Annotated in this window: 18 protein-coding genes; 13 read left to right on the top strand and 5 right to left on the bottom strand. The window is 73.3% G+C overall.

Features of this window, described 5'->3' with window-relative positions; genetic code table 11:
* Positions 1–190: 190 nt before the first annotated feature.
* Genes C1I92_RS30730 through C1I92_RS30740 form a run of 3 tightly spaced genes read right to left on the bottom strand, consistent with a single transcriptional unit; the run spans position 191 to position 1,759 of the window.
* On the bottom strand, positions 191–505 hold the full coding sequence (locus tag C1I92_RS30730; protein WP_199521762.1) for a type II toxin-antitoxin system PemK/MazF family toxin: 315 nt from the start codon (positions 503–505) through the stop codon (positions 191–193).
* Positions 505–759, bottom strand: coding sequence for a hypothetical protein (locus C1I92_RS30735; protein WP_111258442.1), 255 nt, complete (start codon positions 757–759; stop codon positions 505–507). Before C1I92_RS30735 ends, C1I92_RS30730 begins: the two co-directional genes overlap by 1 nt.
* A gap of 34 nt (positions 760–793) precedes the next feature.
* Entirely contained in the window at positions 794–1,759 is a 966-nt protein-coding gene (locus C1I92_RS30740; RefSeq protein WP_111258443.1) for a helix-turn-helix transcriptional regulator, read from the bottom strand.
* Between the two features lie 62 nt (positions 1,760–1,821).
* Here C1I92_RS30740 and C1I92_RS30745 point away from each other — a divergent pair, with 62 nt between their 5' ends.
* Positions 1,822–2,952, top strand: a complete 1,131-nt coding sequence (locus C1I92_RS30745; RefSeq protein WP_111258444.1) for an epoxide hydrolase family protein — start codon at positions 1,822–1,824, stop codon at positions 2,950–2,952.
* Positions 2,949–4,088: an epoxide hydrolase family protein gene (locus C1I92_RS30750; RefSeq protein ID WP_111258445.1), complete on the top strand. Its 1,140-nt coding sequence runs from the start codon at positions 2,949–2,951 to the stop codon at positions 4,086–4,088. Before C1I92_RS30745 ends, C1I92_RS30750 begins: the two co-directional genes overlap by 4 nt.
* 61 nt (positions 4,089–4,149) lie before the next feature.
* On the opposite strand, the gene mftF is transcribed toward C1I92_RS30750, so the two are convergent.
* Both mftF and mftR read right to left on the bottom strand, forming a co-directional pair.
* Entirely contained in the window at positions 4,150–5,613 is a 1,464-nt protein-coding gene (gene mftF / locus C1I92_RS30755; protein ID WP_158564361.1) for a mycofactocin biosynthesis glycosyltransferase MftF, read from the bottom strand.
* The gene (mftR, locus tag C1I92_RS30760; protein WP_233507481.1) at positions 5,610–6,227 is read right to left on the bottom strand and encodes a mycofactocin system transcriptional regulator MftR; all 618 of its coding nucleotides are present in this window, start codon (positions 6,225–6,227) and stop codon (positions 5,610–5,612) included. The genes mftF and mftR overlap by 4 nt, the downstream gene beginning before the upstream one ends.
* A gap of 84 nt (positions 6,228–6,311) precedes the next feature.
* Between mftR and mftA the strand changes: the two genes are divergently transcribed.
* From mftA to C1I92_RS35155, 11 genes are all read left to right on the top strand, one after another.
* Positions 6,312–6,416, top strand: coding sequence for a mycofactocin precursor MftA (gene mftA, locus C1I92_RS30765; protein ID WP_111258448.1), 105 nt, complete (start codon positions 6,312–6,314; stop codon positions 6,414–6,416).
* An 8-nt stretch (positions 6,417–6,424) separates the two neighbouring features.
* A complete protein-coding gene (mftB, locus tag C1I92_RS30770) occupies positions 6,425–6,700 on the top strand; it encodes a mycofactocin biosynthesis chaperone MftB (protein WP_111258449.1) in 276 nt (91 codons plus the stop codon).
* Entirely contained in the window at positions 6,697–7,986 is a 1,290-nt protein-coding gene (mftC, locus tag C1I92_RS30775) for a mycofactocin radical SAM maturase (RefSeq protein ID WP_111258450.1), read from the top strand. Before mftB ends, mftC begins: the two co-directional genes overlap by 4 nt.
* Before the next feature lie 19 nt (positions 7,987–8,005).
* Positions 8,006–8,818, top strand: a complete 813-nt coding sequence (locus tag C1I92_RS30780; RefSeq protein ID WP_111258451.1) for a mycofactocin-coupled SDR family oxidoreductase — start codon at positions 8,006–8,008, stop codon at positions 8,816–8,818.
* Positions 8,819–8,835: 17 nt separating this feature from the next.
* Positions 8,836–9,666 (top strand): mycofactocin-coupled SDR family oxidoreductase, encoded by an 831-nt coding sequence (locus C1I92_RS30785; RefSeq protein WP_111258452.1) that lies wholly within the window; start codon positions 8,836–8,838, stop codon positions 9,664–9,666.
* Between the two features lie 36 nt (positions 9,667–9,702).
* On the top strand, positions 9,703–10,515 hold the full coding sequence (locus tag C1I92_RS30790; protein ID WP_111258453.1) for a mycofactocin-coupled SDR family oxidoreductase: 813 nt from the start codon (positions 9,703–9,705) through the stop codon (positions 10,513–10,515).
* 10 nt (positions 10,516–10,525) lie between these two features.
* Positions 10,526–11,368 carry a mycofactocin-coupled SDR family oxidoreductase gene (locus tag C1I92_RS30795; protein WP_111258454.1) on the top strand — a complete coding sequence of 281 codons (843 nt, stop codon included), beginning with the start codon at positions 10,526–10,528 and terminating at the stop codon, positions 11,366–11,368.
* Between the two features lie 9 nt (positions 11,369–11,377).
* Positions 11,378–12,292, top strand: coding sequence for an AAA family ATPase (locus tag C1I92_RS30800; RefSeq protein ID WP_111258455.1), 915 nt, complete (start codon positions 11,378–11,380; stop codon positions 12,290–12,292).
* Positions 12,293–12,316: 24 nt separating this feature from the next.
* A complete protein-coding gene (locus C1I92_RS30805) occupies positions 12,317–13,279 on the top strand; it encodes a vWA domain-containing protein (RefSeq protein WP_199521763.1) in 963 nt (320 codons plus the stop codon).
* Positions 13,276–13,947: a mycofactocin biosynthesis peptidyl-dipeptidase MftE gene (mftE, locus tag C1I92_RS30810; protein ID WP_111258456.1), complete on the top strand. Its 672-nt coding sequence runs from the start codon at positions 13,276–13,278 to the stop codon at positions 13,945–13,947. Before C1I92_RS30805 ends, mftE begins: the two co-directional genes overlap by 4 nt.
* Positions 13,944–14,741, top strand: a 798-nt coding sequence (locus C1I92_RS35155; protein ID WP_233507483.1) for a glycosyltransferase, incomplete at its 3' end; no start/stop codon positions are given. The genes mftE and C1I92_RS35155, both read left to right, overlap by 4 nt.

The raw sequence follows: 14,741 nt of genomic DNA on the forward strand, positions 1-14,741 counted from the left end.
CGCCGCCTCCATCGCGGGGCTGTTCCTCACCACCGAGGCCGTCGTCGCGGACAAGCCGGAGAAGACCCCGGCCGCTCCCGCCGACCCCAGCGGTGGCATGGGCGGCATGGACTTCTGAGTCCCGCCGCTTCACCAGCACCACCTGTACGAGGGCGGTACCCCAGCCGGGGTGCCGCCCTCGTTCATCTGTTCAGAGGTCCAAGAGCAGCCGCAGGACCCGTTCGATCCGCTCCATGTCCATCGGGTCGACCACGCCGAGGTGCCTGATGAACCGCTCGGTCGACACAAGCCGGATCTGCTCGCACTGCACGTAGCTGGTGACCGGTAGTGGGCGCTCCAACTCGACGTGGGTGGCGTAGCCACGCCTGGTGCGGGTGACCGGGAGGACGATCGCCAGGCCGGTGGCGGCGAAGCTCGAGGAGGACACGGATACGGCCGGGCGCCGATAGCCCTGCTCGTATCCGATCGGATCGCCGAAGTCGCACAGGTGGATGTCGCCACGCATCAGAGGATGTCGTCCCAGCGCTCATTCGGGTCGAGGCCGTCCTTGAGTGAGCCGGCGTAGCGCTCGGTCTCGCCGCGCAGCTCGTCGACGCCTTCGCGGGTCCCCATGGTGGACCGGACGTCGTCCCAGAACGCGGCCCGTTCCTCGGCGTCGAGCGCACGCCCGATCGCACCGGCGAGCGAGGTGTGATGCGCGGCGGCGTACTTCGACAGCCGGTCGTGGAGTTCGCGGGGTACCCGTATCGTCGTGCTCATACAGCCGAGTCTACTCACATGTAGACATGTGTGGCTACAGAGAGGTAGCCGAGTCCGCGGCGCGGACGTAGCGGGCGGCCATGCGGCGCAGGTGGACGGCGAACTCGGGTGGTCCCAGGACGTCGAAGTCGACGTCGAGCATGGCGGTGTAGACGGCGATCATCTCGTAGCTGTCGGCGCCTGGGTGGATGACGCAGGTCTGGTCGGTCTCCGGCTCGACGGCGATCGTCACCGGCAGCCGGCTCGCCACCGCTTCGGCCGGGGCGTACAGCCGCAGGCTCGCGCGGTAGCGCCAGTGCGCGAGGTCCAGCCCGCGGTTGACGAAGTCGGCAACGTCGCCGCCGGGCGCCTCGCGCGGGGTGAAGCGCGGCCCGGTCGGGATCGTCGGCGTCATCCGGTCGACGCGGAACGTGCGCCAGTCGGCACGCTCGACGTCCCAGGCGACGAGGTACCAGCGGCGGCCGCGGTTGACCAGCCGGTGCGGCTCGACCTCGCGGCGCGACGAGCCGCCGTCGTGGCCGACGTAGTCGAAGCGGAGCCGCTCGTGGTCGCGGACGGTGGCCGCGATCGCCGTCAGCACCTCGGAGTCCACCGACGGCCCGACGACCGGCAGCGGCACCGTCGCCGCCGACAGCGCCGTCACCCGATGCCGCAGCCGGGCCGGCAGCACCTGCTCCAGCTTGGCCAGCGCCCGCACCGACGTCTCCTCGATGCCGGTGACCGACCCGCCGGCCGCCGTCCGCAGCCCGACGGCGACGGCGACCGCCTCCTCGTCGTCCAGCAGCAGCGGCGGCATGTCGGCGCCGGAACCGAGCCGGTAGCCGCCGGACACCCCGGGCGTGGAGTCGACCGGATAGCCGAGCGTGCGCAACCGCTCGACGTCGCGCCGGACGGTGCGCACGGCGACGCCGAGCCGGCCGGCGAGGTCGGCGCTGGCCCAGTCGCGGCGCGTCTGGAGCAACGACAGCAGCTTCAGCAGCCGGGCCGAGGTTTCCACCATGCCGTCGATTCTGGCAGCAATTGCGGCCTGTAACTGGCCGCGATTGCCGAGACAGTACCGGCATGACGAACTCCACCGAGATCAGCCCCTTCCGCATCGACATCCCCGACGCCGACGTGGCCGACCTGCGCGAGCGGCTGGCGAACACCCGCTGGCCGGTCGAGGTCGCCGGCACCGGGTGGGAGCGCGGGGTCCCGTCCGCCTACCTGAGGGAGCTGGCCGCGTACTGGCGCGACGGCTTCGACTGGCGGGCACAGGAGAAGGCGCTCAACGAGCACCCGCAGTTCACCACCACGATCGACGGCGCGAACGTGCACTTTCTCCACGTCCGCTCGGCCTCCGATAACGCGCTGCCGCTGCTGCTCCTGCACGGCTGGCCGGGCTCGTTCGTCGAGTTCCTCGACCTGATCCCGCTGCTCACCGACCGGTTCCACCTGGTCATCCCGTCGCTGCCGGGGTACGGATTCTCCGGCCCGGTCACCGAGACCGGCTGGACCGACGGCCGGTCCGGCGCCGCGATGGCGACGCTGATGGAGCGGCTCGGCTACGACCGCTACGGCGTCCAGGGCGGCGACGTCAGCGGGTTCATCGGCCCGGAGGTCGCCCGAGCCGCGCCGGACCACGTCGTCGGCGTGCACGTCAACGCGCTCGTGACGTTCCCGTCCGGCGATCTCGAGGGGCTGACGGAGTCCGAGCAGCGACGGATGGCGATCTTCGAGAGCTTCCAGCAGGAGCTCGGCGGCTACCTGCAGCTACAGGGCACCCGGCCGCAGACGGTGTCGTACGGGCTCACCGACTCGCCGGCGGCACAGCTGGCCTGGATCGTCGAGAAGTTCAAGGACTGGACCGACCCGGCAGCCGAGCTGCCCGAGGACGCCGTCGACCGGGATCGGCTGCTCACGAACGTCAGCATCTACTGGTTCACCAACACCGCCAGCTCCACCGCGCACACCTACTACGAGCGGTTCCACGACGCCGCCGCCTGGGCGCCGCGCGAGCGGTCCACCGTCCCGACCGCCGTCGCCAACTTCACCACCGACATCGCGATCCGCCGCTTCGCCGACCCGGCCCACACGATCGTCCGCTGGACCGAGTTCGACCGGGGCGGCCACTTCGCCGCGCTGGAGTCCCCGGACCTGCTGGCCGCCGACGTCCGCGCGTTCTTCGCCGACCTGAAGGAGACCACCCGATGAACGAGATCCGGCCGTTCCGCATCGAGATCCCGCAGGCCGACGTCGACGACCTGCGCCGCCGCCTGACCGGCGTCCGCTGGCCGGTCGAGGTCGCCGGCACCGGCTGGGAGCGCGGCGTCCCGCTGCCGTACCTGAAGGAGCTCGTGGAGTACTGGCGCGACGGGTTCGACTGGCGGGCCGCGGAGGCCGAGCTGAACGCGTACCCGCAGTTCGTCACGACGGTCGACGGGCAGGACGTGCACTTCCTGCACGTGCGCTCGGCCAACCCGGACGCGCTGCCGCTGCTGCTCCTGCACGGCTGGCCGAGCTCCGTCGTCGAGTTCCTCGACCTGATCCCGCTGCTCACCAACGAGTTCCACCTGGTCGTCCCGTCGCTGCCGGGGTTCGGCTTCTCACCGCTGTCCGGACCCGGCTGGGGCAACCTGTTCCGCGTGGCCGGCGCGATGGCCGAGGTGATGACGCGGCTGGGCTACGAGCGGTTCGCGACCCAGGCCGGCGACGTCGGCGCCGGGGTGGCCGGCCTGCTGGCGATGCTGCATCCTGACCGCGTCGTCGGCACGCACACGAACGGCCCGGCGCCGTACCCGTTCGGCCCGCCGGTCGAGCTCGACGGGCTGTCCGACGCGGAGCAGGTGCGGGCGCGGCGGTTCAACGAGTTCCGCGAGGACGGCATCGGCTACCTCGCGCTGCAGGCCACCCGGCCGCAGACCCTGGCGTACGCGCTGGCGGACTCGCCGGTGGAGCAGCTGGCGTGGATCGCGGAGAAGTTCCGCGAGTGGACCGACCCCGCGGCCGACCTGCCCGAGGACGCCGTCGGCCGGGACCGGCTGCTCACCGACGTGAGCATCTACTGGTTCACCGGCACCGGCGCCACCGCGGCGCACGTCGTCTACGAGGGCATGCAGGCGTTCCGGCAGTTCATGGAGTCCGCCGGCGACCAGCCGCAAGAACTGCCCACGCCGCCGCCGGGGGCGGTCGCCGTCTTCGCCGCCGACACCTCGATCCGGCACCTCGTCGACCCGATGGGCGCCGTGGTGCGCTGGACCGAGTTCGACCGCGGCGGCCACTTCGCCGCCCTGGAGGCGCCGGACCTGCTCGCCGCCGACGTCAAGGAGTTCTTCGCGGCGCTCGGCTGAGGCGGACCCGAGGAGGGGGTGGTGGTGGCGGAGCCGGCGTCAAGAGCGCACGCGGCATGCTTCACCGCCGCGAAGCGGAGCCGGCGCAGCCACCCCCACCCCCTCCGACCCCGATCAGCTCGTCCGCAGACACGACCCGCAACCGCCAGCCCAGGTCCGGCCGCAGCGGGTCGGGCTCGCCGGCGGCCAGCGCGCCGGACCACACGCCCCAGCCGTACGCGGCGTCGTCCAGGCGCCGGGTGAGCAGCCAGCGGACGGGGTCGAGGTCCGGGCGCTGCCGCCGCCACTCCAGCACGGCCGGCACGACGACGGCGGCGGCGAGCGCGGGACGCAGCCGGGGTACGAGGACGCCGGCGGCCAGCGTGGCCGGCCACCACGTCCGCACGACGGCGTCCGCGACCGCCTCGCCGGCCCGCAGCGTGCCGCCGCCGGCCAGCCGGACCGCCGTCCGGACCGGGTCGGCCACGACGCCGCGCAGCTCGCGGGCCAGCAGCGCGCACGCAGCACCGGTGATCGCGGCCGCGGCGACCGGCCGCCGGAGCGCGACGGCGGCCCAGGCGGCGGCCGTCCACGGCGACATCGCCAGCGGCCGGGCGGCGCCGGGGTGCCGGCGGGCCAGCGGCGCCGCGGTCCGGCCGTAGTAGACGCGGCGTCCGGCGAACGCCCGCGGCGCGGTCAGGTGCTCGTGTGCCACCCGGGCCGCCGGCTCGTACCGCACGGCGCGCCCGGCCGACGTGAGCCGCCAGGCCAGGTCGACGTCCTCGCCGCCGCGCAGCGACGTGTCGAAGCCGGGGAAGTGCGCGGCCCGCACCAGCACCGTCGCCGTCGGGACGAACGGGATCCGCCCGCCGGGCCGGACGAGACCGGGCGAGGCGCCCCGGTCGTAGGGCGCGCGGTGCTCCTCGTACCGATCCAGCCAGCCGCGCCGGCCGGTCTCCAGCGCGACGACCCGGGGCGCGACCGCGGCCACCTCCGGGTCGGCGAAGTGCGGCAGCAGCGCCGCCAGCCAGCCCGCCTCCGGCACGCAGTCGGAGTCGACGAACGCCAGCACGTCGCCGGTCGCGACGGCCGCGCCGGCGTTCCGCGCGCCCGGCGCCCGCTGCTGCCGGTCCAGCCGGATCAGCCGTGCCCCGCCCGACGCGGCCGCCGCGGCGTGCGCGGCGGCGTCGGCCGACGCGTCGTCGACGACGATCACCTCGTGCACGGCGTCGTCGGAGGACCCCAGGGCGCTCAGCAATCGGGCCAGCTGCCGCGGCCGGTCCCGCACCGGGATCACGACGCTCACCCGCGGCCACGCGTCGCGCGCCGGCTCCGGCGGCAGCGGCAGCGCCAGCCCGGCCGCCACCAGCGCCCGCGCCAGCACGCCGTCGGAGCCGATGCGCCCGCCGGCCAGCCACCGGTCCACCGTCGCCCGTTGCGCCGCGGACAGCGTCACCACCCGGAACGGCGTCCCGCCGAACAGCACGCCACCGTCCAGCCAGGCGCCCGGGTCCAGCGCGACGCCGAAGTCCGCGGGCAGCGTCACGACGCGAACCGCTCGCCGAGCATGCGCAGGGCGGACTCGAGCAGCTCGCTCAGGTCGGCGTCCTCGTGCACGAGCCACTGCTCGTACGCCGCCAGCGCGATGCCGAGCATCGTCCACGCCAGCGCCTGCGGTTCCAGGCTGTCCGCCGGCACGCCGAGCCGGCGCGCGGCGTACTCGGCGACGACGTCGCGCCACGCCTTGAACCGCAGCGTCGAGTGCGCCAGCAGCGCCGGGACGTTCAGCAGCAGCCGCATCCGCTGCCGGTGCCACGGCACCTCCTCCGGCGGGATGCGGTTGAACTCGATGACGGCGGCGCAGACGGCGTCCATCAGCGGGAGGTCGTCGGGGAGGCCGTCCAGGTGCCGGCGCATGCCGTCGAGCTGGGCGTCGAAGTCGCCCCACGGCAGGTCGTTCTTGGAGGCGAAGTAGCGGAAGAACGTGCGTCGCCCGATGCCGGCCGCGGCCGCGATGTCGTCGACGGTGGTGTCCTCGAAGCCGCGCTCGGCGAACAGCGTCAGCGCGACGTGGCTGAGCTCCGCCTGGGTCGTGGAGGGGCGGCGCCCGAGCCGAGGTGCACCGCTCTCACCTGCACGGGAGCCGTCGTCAGTGGGCAATGTGGGCTCACCCCCTTCCATTCGGCACTGAGTGCCATTAGCATCCGAACCATACCGCCATCACTCGACCTGCAGGAGTTTTTCATGACCCAGAGGGATCAGGCAGCGGTGACCGAGCCGGACGATCTCGTCGAGGACGACTCTCTGGTGGAAGAGGTCTCCATCGACGGCATGTGCGGCGTGTACTGAGCGCCGCCGTGCCCGCCGTCGACCTGGACCGGCCCTTCGACCTGCACCCGCAGGTCGCCGTCCGGCCCGAGCCGTTCGGGGCGCTGCTGTACCACTTCGGCACCCGGCGGCTCTCCTTCCTCAAGGACCGGACGCTGCTGGCCGTCGTGCGCTCGCTCGCGGACGAGCCGTCGGCGCGCGCCGCCTGCGCGGCGGCCGGTGTCGAGGGTGCGGAGCTGCCGAAGTACGAGAAGGCGCTGGGTGTCCTGGTGCAGTCCCAGATGGTCGTCGAGAGGACCTCATGACCCAGACGAAGCTGGTCGAGCTGTTCGAGTACGGCCTCGACGCGCCCATCTGCCTCACCTGGGAGCTCACCTACGCCTGCAACCTGTCCTGCGTGCACTGCCTGTCCAGCTCGGGGCGGCGCGACCCGCGCGAGCTGAGCACGCAGGAGTGCAAGGCGGTCATCGACGAGCTCGAGCGGATGCAGGTGTTCTACGTGAACATCGGCGGCGGCGAGCCGACGGTGCGGCCGGACTTCTGGGAGCTGGTCGACTACGCGACCGCACACCGCGTCGGGGTGAAGTTCTCCACCAACGGGGTCAAGATCGACGCCGACGTCGCCGCCCGGCTGGCCGCCAGCGACTACGTCGACGTGCAGATCTCCCTCGACGGCGCGACGGCCGACGTCAATGACCTGGTCCGCGGGCCCGGCTCGTACGCCACCGCGATCCGGGCGATGGAGCACCTGGCCGCCGCCGGGTTCAAGGGGTTCAAGATCTCCGTGGTCGTGACCCGGCAGAACGCCGGCCAGCTCGACGACTTCAAGGCGATCGCCGACCGCTACGACGCCCAGCTGCGGCTGACCCGGCTGCGCCCGTCCGGCCGGGGCGCCGACGTGTGGGACGAGCTGCACCCGACGGCGCAGCAGCAGCGCGAGCTGTACGACTGGCTGCTCGACCACGGCGACAACGTGCTCACGGGCGACTCGTTCTTCCACCTGTCCGCCTACGGAAAGTCGCTGCCGGGGCTGAACCTGTGCGGCGCCGGCCGCGTCGTCTGCCTGATCGACCCGGTCGGCGACGTGTACGCGTGCCCGTTCGCCATCCACGAGTCGTTCCTGGCCGGCAACGTGCGCGACGGCGGCGGGTTCACCCGGGTCTGGCGCGAGTCGGACCTGTTCGCCGACCTGCGCTCGCCGCAGACCGGCGGCGCCTGCACGAAGTGCCAGCACTTCGACTCCTGCCGCGGCGGCTGCATGGCGGCGAAGTTCTTCACCGGCCTGCCGCTGGACGGGCCGGACCCGGAGTGCGTGCAGGGCTACGGCGCCGACGCGCTGCTGGCCCGTGGCGACGTCCGGCCGCCCAAGCCGGCCGTCGACCACTCGCACCGGACCGCGCCCGCGAGCCGTCCCCGCCGCGACCCCAGCGCGTCCTCACAGTCGACCACCAGCCGTGCCACGTCGTCGGGCGGGCACGGTCCGGTGCCGGTCACCATCGCGCTGCGGCGGCCGGACCGGCCGCCGGTCAGCGCGTGCGAAGAGAGCCCGCTGGCGGGCCTGGATCTCAGCGGGGTGCGTAGCAGCACCTGACATCCGAAGGAGGCGCGCGATGGGGCGTGTCGAAGGCAAGGTGGCGTTCATCACCGGTGCGGCACGCGGCCAGGGCCGCAGCCACGCGGTCCGGCTGGCGCAGGAGGGCGCCGACATCATCGCGATCGATCTCTGCGGCCCGGTGCCCGGGATCGGCTATCCACCGGCCACGCCGGCTGACCTGGAACAGACCGTCAAGGACGTCGAGGCGCTGGACCGCCGCATCGTCGCCCGGCAGGCCGACGTCCGCGACCGCGACGCGATGAAGGCGGCCATCGACGAGGGCGTGGCCGAGCTGGGGCGGCTGGACGTCGTCGTGGCCAACGCCGGCATCTGCATCCTCGCGCCATGGGACGAGGTGACGCCGGAGGTCTTCCGCGACACGCTCGACATCAACCTCACCGGCGTCTGGAACACCGTCCAGCTGGCCGCGCCGCACCTCGTCGCCGCCGGCGGCGGGTCGATCGTGCTCACCAGCTCCGCCGCCGGCCTCAAGGGGCTGCCGTTCCTCACCCCCTATGTCGCCGCCAAGCACGGCGTCGTCGGGCTGATGCGGGCGTTCGCGCACGAGCTGGCCGAGCACCACATCCGCGTCAACAGCGTCCACCCGACCGGCGTCGACACGCCGATGGGCGCGGGCGACGGGATGGCCCAGATCGGCGCCTGGCTGCAGGAGCACCCGCGGCTGGCCGGCATGTTCACCAACAGCCTGCCGGTCGAGATCACCCAGCCGGTGGACATCAGCAACGCCGTGCTGTTCCTCGCCTCCGACGAGGCCCGCTACGTCACCGCGCTGACCATGACCGTCGACGCGGGCAACACCCAGTACTGACCGAGAGGGGGCACGCAATGGGGCGTGTCAGCGGGAAGGTCGCGTTCATCACCGGTGCGGCGCGCGGGCAGGGCCGCAGCCACGCGGTCCGGCTGGCGCAGGAGGGCGCCGACATCATCGCCGTCGACATCTGCGGCCAGATCGACACCGTTCCGTTCCCGATGGCGTCGCCGGAGGACCTGGAACAGACGGTCAAGGACGTCGAGGCCCTGGACCGGCGCATCCTCGCCGTCCAGGCCGACGTCCGCGACTACGACGCCGTCAGCGCCGCCGTCGCCGACGGGGTCGCCCAGCTCGGGCGGCTCGACATCGTGGCGGCCAACGCCGGCATCAGTGAGCTGGGCACGCCGACGGCCGACATGGACGAGCGCAGTTGGCAGAACACCATCGACGTCAACCTGACCGGGGTCTGGCACACCTGCAAGGCGGCCGTGCCGCACCTGCGCGCGGCCGGCGGCGGGTCGATCGTCATCACCAGCTCCGGCGCGGGGCTCAAGGGCATGGCGAACCTCGCCGCCTACGTCTCGGCGAAGCACGGCGTCGTCGGGCTGATGCGCACGCTGGCCAACGAGCTCGCGCCCGACGGCATCCGGGTCAACTCCGTGCACCCGGGCGTCGTGAACACGCCGATGGTGCAGAACGACGCGATCTACCGGCTGTTCCGGCCGGACCTGGAGAGCCCGACCCGCGACGACGCGATGGGCGTGTTCACGTCGTTGCACGCCCTGGACATCCCGTGGCTCGAGGCCGTGGACATCTCCAACGCCGTCCTGTTCCTGGCCTCGGACGAGGCGCGCTACATCACCGGCGTGACCCTGCCGGTCGACGGCGGCTTCTTCGTGAAGTGACCCCGTGAACCGACTCGTGGAGTGAGGAGAGCATCGATGGGCAAGCTCGAGGGCAAGGTCGCCTTCATCACCGGCGCGGCCCGCGGCCAGGGCCGCAGCCACGCGATCCGGCTGGCGCAGGAGGGCGCCGACATCATCGCCGTCGACATCTGCAAGCAGATCGACTCCGTCGCGTACCCGATGTCGACGCCGGAGGACCTGGCCGAGACGGTCAAGGAGGTCGAGGCGCTGGACCGGCGCATCGTCGCGGCCGAGGCCGACGTCCGCGACCGCGACGCGCTGCAGGCGGCCTTCGAAGGCGGGGTCGCCGAGCTCGGCGGCGTCGACGTCGTCCTGGCCAACGCCGGCATCGCACCGATGGGCGTGAACGTCCGGCCGAACGAGTGGGACGACGTGCTCGCGGTCAACCTCACCGGCGTCTACAACACCGTCGAGGTGGCCAAGCAGTCGCTGATCGAGCGCGGCGGCGGCGCGATCGTCATCACCAGCTCGACCGCCGGCATCAACGGCATCGGCGGCAGCCAGCCCGGCGGCCTCGGCTACACCGCGTCGAAGCACGGCGTGGTCGGGCTGATGCGCTCGTACGCGAACGTGCTGGCCGAGCACTCGATCCGGGTCAACACTGTCCACCCGACCGGCGTCAACACGCCGATGGTCGTCAACGACGTCATGCAGGAGTTCCTGCAGAACGACCCGAGCCTGTCCAACGCGATGGCCAACGCACTGCCGGTGCCGATGCTCGAGGCGGTCGACATCTCCAACGCGATCCTGTGGCTGGTCTCCGACGACGCCCGCTACGTCACCGGGGTGACGCTCCCCGTCGATGCCGGCTTCACCAACAAGAAGTGAGGGCCTGACCGTGGCGGGACGGGTCGAGGGCAAGGTCGCGTTCATCACCGGTGCGGCACGTGGCCAGGGCCGCAGCCACGCGGTGCGGCTGGCGCAGGAGGGCGCCGACATCATCGCCGTCGACATCTGCGAGGACATCCCCAGCGTCAGCCGGTTCTACGCCGGGGCGACGGAGGCCGACCTCGCCGAGACCGTCGAGCAGGTGGAGGCGCTGGATCGGCGCATCGTCGCGACCAAGGCCGACGTGCGCGACTACGACGCGCTGAAGTCGGCGCTGGACGACGGCGTGGCCCAGCTCGGGCACGTCGACATCGTCAGCGCGAACGCCGGCATCTTCATCTTCGGCGACCAGTCGCACCTGGTGTCCGAGCAGGACTGGCGCGACGTCACCGACATCAACCAGACCGGCGTCTGGCACACCTGCAAGGCGGCCATCCCGCACCTGATCGAGCAGGGCTCCGGTGGGTCGATCGTCATCACCAGCTCGACGGCCGGGCTCAAGGGCACGCCGAACGTCGCGCCGTACACGGCGTCCAAGCACGCCGTCGTCGGGTTGATGCGGACGCTGGCGCTGGAGCTGGCGCCGCACTCGATCCGCGTCAACACCGTCCACCCGACCAGCGTCGACACCGGGATGATCCAGAACGAGTCCACCTACCGGCTGTTCCTGCCCGACGCGGAGCATCCCTCGCGAGCCGACGCCGAGCCGGTGTTCCGGACCATCAACGCGCTGCCGGTGCCCTGGGTGGACCCGGTCGACATCAGCAACGCGGTGCTGTTCCTCGCCTCCGACGAGGCCAGGTACGTCACCGGGCTGGAGCTGAAGGTCGACGCCGGCTACACGATCAAGTAGGAGGTCGCGATGACGGCGCTGACGGAGGTCCGCGACCGGGTCCGGCGGCGCCTGGTGGGCCGCGACCATGAGCTGACCGTGGTGCTGGCCGCCGTCGCCGCCGGACGGGACATCATCCTGGAGGGCCCGCCCGGCACCAGCAAGAGCACGCTGCTGCGGGCCATCACCGCCGAGTGGGGCATCCCGCTGGTGTTCGTCGAGGGCAACGCCGACCTCACCCCGGCCAAGCTGGTCGGCCACCACAACCCGGCCCGGGTGCTGCGCGAGGACTACAGCCCGGAGAACTTCGTCGACGGGCCGCTGCTGGCGGCGATGCGGTCCGGTGGGTTCCTCTATGTCGAGGAGTTCAACCGGGCGCCCGAGGACACGCTGAACACGCTGCTCACGGCGATGGCCGAGCGGGAGATCGCGGTGCCGCGGGTCGGCGCCGTCGTGGCGGCGCCGACGTTCCGGGTGATCGCGTCGATGAACCCGTTCGACAACGTCGGCACCACTCGGCTGTCGACCAGCGTGCACGACCGGCTGTGCCGGCTGGCGATCGGCTACCAGGACGCCGACGCCGAGTGCGGCATCGTCGCGCTGCGGGCGCCGCTGGCCGGCGCCGATCCGCTGCTGTACGAGCGGCTGGTCGCCGACGCCGTCGCCGTCACCCGGGCCACCCGCACGCACGACGACCTCCGGCAGGGCAGCAGCGTCCGCGGCGCCATCGACCTGACGCTGGTGGCCGGCCAACTGCTCGGCCTGGCCGGCGTCGTGTCGGCGTCGGATCCGGCCTATCCGGACGTCGTGTTCGACGCGATGGTCGTCGCGCTGTCGGGCCGGATCTTCCTCGACGAGACCGTCGAGACGACGCCGGAGCGGGTGCTGCGGACGATCTGGGAGGACCACTTCATCCTGCAGCCCGCGGCGGCCGCGCCGGGTTGAAGGACGGTCGAGGCGTCGTCGCCGGTGCGGCGGCGGGCCTCGTCTCCTTCTCCGAATGGGCTGAAGCCGCTGCGGCGGCGGCCGAAGCAGCTGGACGACGACCCGGTGCTGCACGACGTGTCGTCGTCCGGTGGCGGCGGGAGCCTGGTGGCGCCGGGCGGGCTCCGGCCGCCGGGACCGCGCCGGGCGCCGCCGGGGTCGGCCGCGCCCGGGACGACGTCCGAGGAGGCGACGCTCTTGTCGGCGGTGCCGGCCGACGCCGAGCCCGACCCGGAGGTGCTGCGCCGGGCCCGGCAGATCGCGGCGCGGCTGGCGGTGCCGCGACCCCGTCGCGACGTGACCGCGCGGCGCGGCGCCGGCGAGCTGGCCAGCGTCCGCTACCGCGGCGGCTCCGACGAGATCGACCTGGACCGGACGCTGGAGCAGCTGGTCGAGCATCCGGTCCCGGAGGACGACGACATCATCGTGCGGGAGCGGGTCCGGGCCCGGCGCTCGGTCGCGCTGCTCGTGGACGTGTCCGGGTCGATGCGCGGCGAGCGGGTCCGGACGGCGGCGGCCGCCCTGGGCGCGCTGGCCGCGGAGCTGTCCGCCGACGACGTCGCCGCGATCGCGTTCTGGTCCGACGCCGCCGTGCTGGCGCACCTGGGCGAGCGGGCGTCGCCGCAGCGGCTGCTCGACACGCTGCTGCGGATCCCCGCGAAGGGCCTGACCAACGTCGCGTTCCCGCTGCAGGTGGCCACGCGCGAGTTGGCCCGGGCGCCGGCGCGGGACGCCCGCGTCGTGCTGCTGTCGGACTGCGTGCACAACGCCGGCCCGGACCCGCGTCCGTTCGCCACCCGGCTGCCCCGCCTGGACGTCCTGCTGGACACGTCCGGCGAGCACGACGCCGACCTGGGCCGCGACCTCGCTCGGCTCGGCCGCGGCCGGCTGTTCCGCGTCGGCGGCTATCGTGAGGTGGCACCGGCACTGGGGGAGATGTTCGCGTGACGCTGTTGGGTGACCTGCGCTGGCCGTCCGTTCCGTCCGACGCGATCCTGGCGCTGCCGATCGGCTCGACCGAGCAGCACGGTCCGCATCTGCCGTTGTCGACGGACGCCGACGTGGCGGTCGCCCTGTGTGGGGCGCTGGCGGCGGCGCGTTCCGACGTCGTGGTGGCCCCGCTGCTGCCGTACGGCGCGAGCGGCGAGCACCAGGACTTCCCGGGGACGGTGTCGATCGGCACGGCCGCGTTGACCCAGGTGCTGATCGAGCTGGGCCGCTCGGCGTCGGCGACGTTCCCGCGGCTGCTCGTGGTGTCCGGCCACGGCGGGAACCTGGAGGCGGTGCGCGCGGCGCTGGCGACGTTGACGGCGGAGTCGCGCGATGTGCTGGCCTGGTTCCCGCGCTGGTCCGGCGACGCGCACGCCGGCTTCGTCGAGACGTCGCTACAGCTGCACCTGTCCGCGTCGCGGGTCGTCCTGTCCGCGGCCGAGGCGGGTGCGGTGGCGCCGCTGGAGGAGCTGATGCCGGCGCTGCGGTCCGGCGGCGTCCGCTCGGTCAGCCCGAACGGCGTGCTCGGCGATCCGGCCGGAGCGTCGGCGTCGGCCGGGCGGGAGATCTTCGACGGCCTCGCCGCCGACCTCGTCACCGCCGTGGCCGCCTGGGTCGCCTCGTGAGCCCTGGTCTGCCCGCCGGGTTCGGCGTGGTGCTGGACCGGCACACGCGGGTGCTCGACGGCGGCCGGGTGCTGCTCGGCGGGTCGCCGCGGCGGGCGCTCAAGCTGTCGGCGGCCGGGGTCGCGGCGTTCCAGCGGCTGCGCGCGTCCGGATACGTGAGGGACGAGCCGACGGCGCGGCTCGCCCGCCGCTTGCTCGACGCCGGGGTCGCACACCCCCGCCCGCCGGTGGCCGGTGGCGGTGCGCACCCGCGGCCGGCTGTGTCCGGTGGTGTCGCGCAGCCGGGTGAGCCGGCGGCCGGCGCCGCTGCCCAGCCGCCGCGTCCGCCTGCCACCGACGTGACGGTGATCGTGCCGGTCCGCGACCGTTCGGAGGCGTTGTCCCGGTGCCTGGCCGCGCTGGCCGGCGCCGACGTCATCGTGGTCGACGACGGCTCGGTGGACCCGGCGGCGGTCGCCGCGGTGGCCGACCGGCACGGCGCTCGGCTCATTCGGCGCCCGGTCTCCGGCGGCCCTGCCGCCGCGCGCAACACCGGCCTCGCCGCCCTTGCCGGCCTCGCTCCCGCCGGCTTTGGCACGTCGGAGCGCACCTCGAAAGGTGCAATTCGGGCGTCGGAGGTCGCCGCGGGCGTGCCAAGCGGTGCCCTGGAGCGTGCCGAGGCGGGGGTGGTGGCGTTCGTGGACAGCGACTGCGTGCCGTCGCCGGGGTGGCTGGACCGGCTGGCCGGGCACTTCGCCGATCCGGCCGTCGTCGCGGTGGCGCCGCGGATCGTGCCGGTCGTCGCGGGGGAGGCC

This window comes from Jiangella anatolica (genome assembly GCF_003236295.1).
Taxonomy (GTDB): Bacteria; Actinomycetota; Actinomycetes; order Jiangellales; family Jiangellaceae; genus Jiangella; species Jiangella anatolica.

Coding starts and splice junctions, on each gene's coding strand:
- C1I92_RS30750 (WP_111258445.1), top strand. CDS start 2,949: ATGAACGAGATCCGGCCGTTCCGCATCGAGATCCCGCAGGCCGACGTC.
- C1I92_RS30740 (WP_111258443.1), bottom strand. CDS start 1,759: ATGGTGGAAACCTCGGCCCGGCTGCTGAAGCTGCTGTCGTTGCTCCAG.
- mftC (WP_111258450.1), top strand. CDS start 6,697: ATGACCCAGACGAAGCTGGTCGAGCTGTTCGAGTACGGCCTCGACGCG.
- C1I92_RS30785 (WP_111258452.1), top strand. CDS start 8,836: ATGGGGCGTGTCAGCGGGAAGGTCGCGTTCATCACCGGTGCGGCGCGC.
- C1I92_RS30745 (WP_111258444.1), top strand. CDS start 1,822: ATGACGAACTCCACCGAGATCAGCCCCTTCCGCATCGACATCCCCGAC.
- C1I92_RS30780 (WP_111258451.1), top strand. CDS start 8,006: ATGGGGCGTGTCGAAGGCAAGGTGGCGTTCATCACCGGTGCGGCACGC.
- C1I92_RS30800 (WP_111258455.1), top strand. CDS start 11,378: ATGACGGCGCTGACGGAGGTCCGCGACCGGGTCCGGCGGCGCCTGGTG.
- mftA (WP_111258448.1), top strand. CDS start 6,312: ATGACCCAGAGGGATCAGGCAGCGGTGACCGAGCCGGACGATCTCGTC.
- C1I92_RS30730 (WP_199521762.1), bottom strand. CDS start 505: ATGCGTGGCGACATCCACCTGTGCGACTTCGGCGATCCGATCGGATAC.
- C1I92_RS30790 (WP_111258453.1), top strand. CDS start 9,703: ATGGGCAAGCTCGAGGGCAAGGTCGCCTTCATCACCGGCGCGGCCCGC.
- C1I92_RS30735 (WP_111258442.1), bottom strand. CDS start 759: ATGAGCACGACGATACGGGTACCCCGCGAACTCCACGACCGGCTGTCG.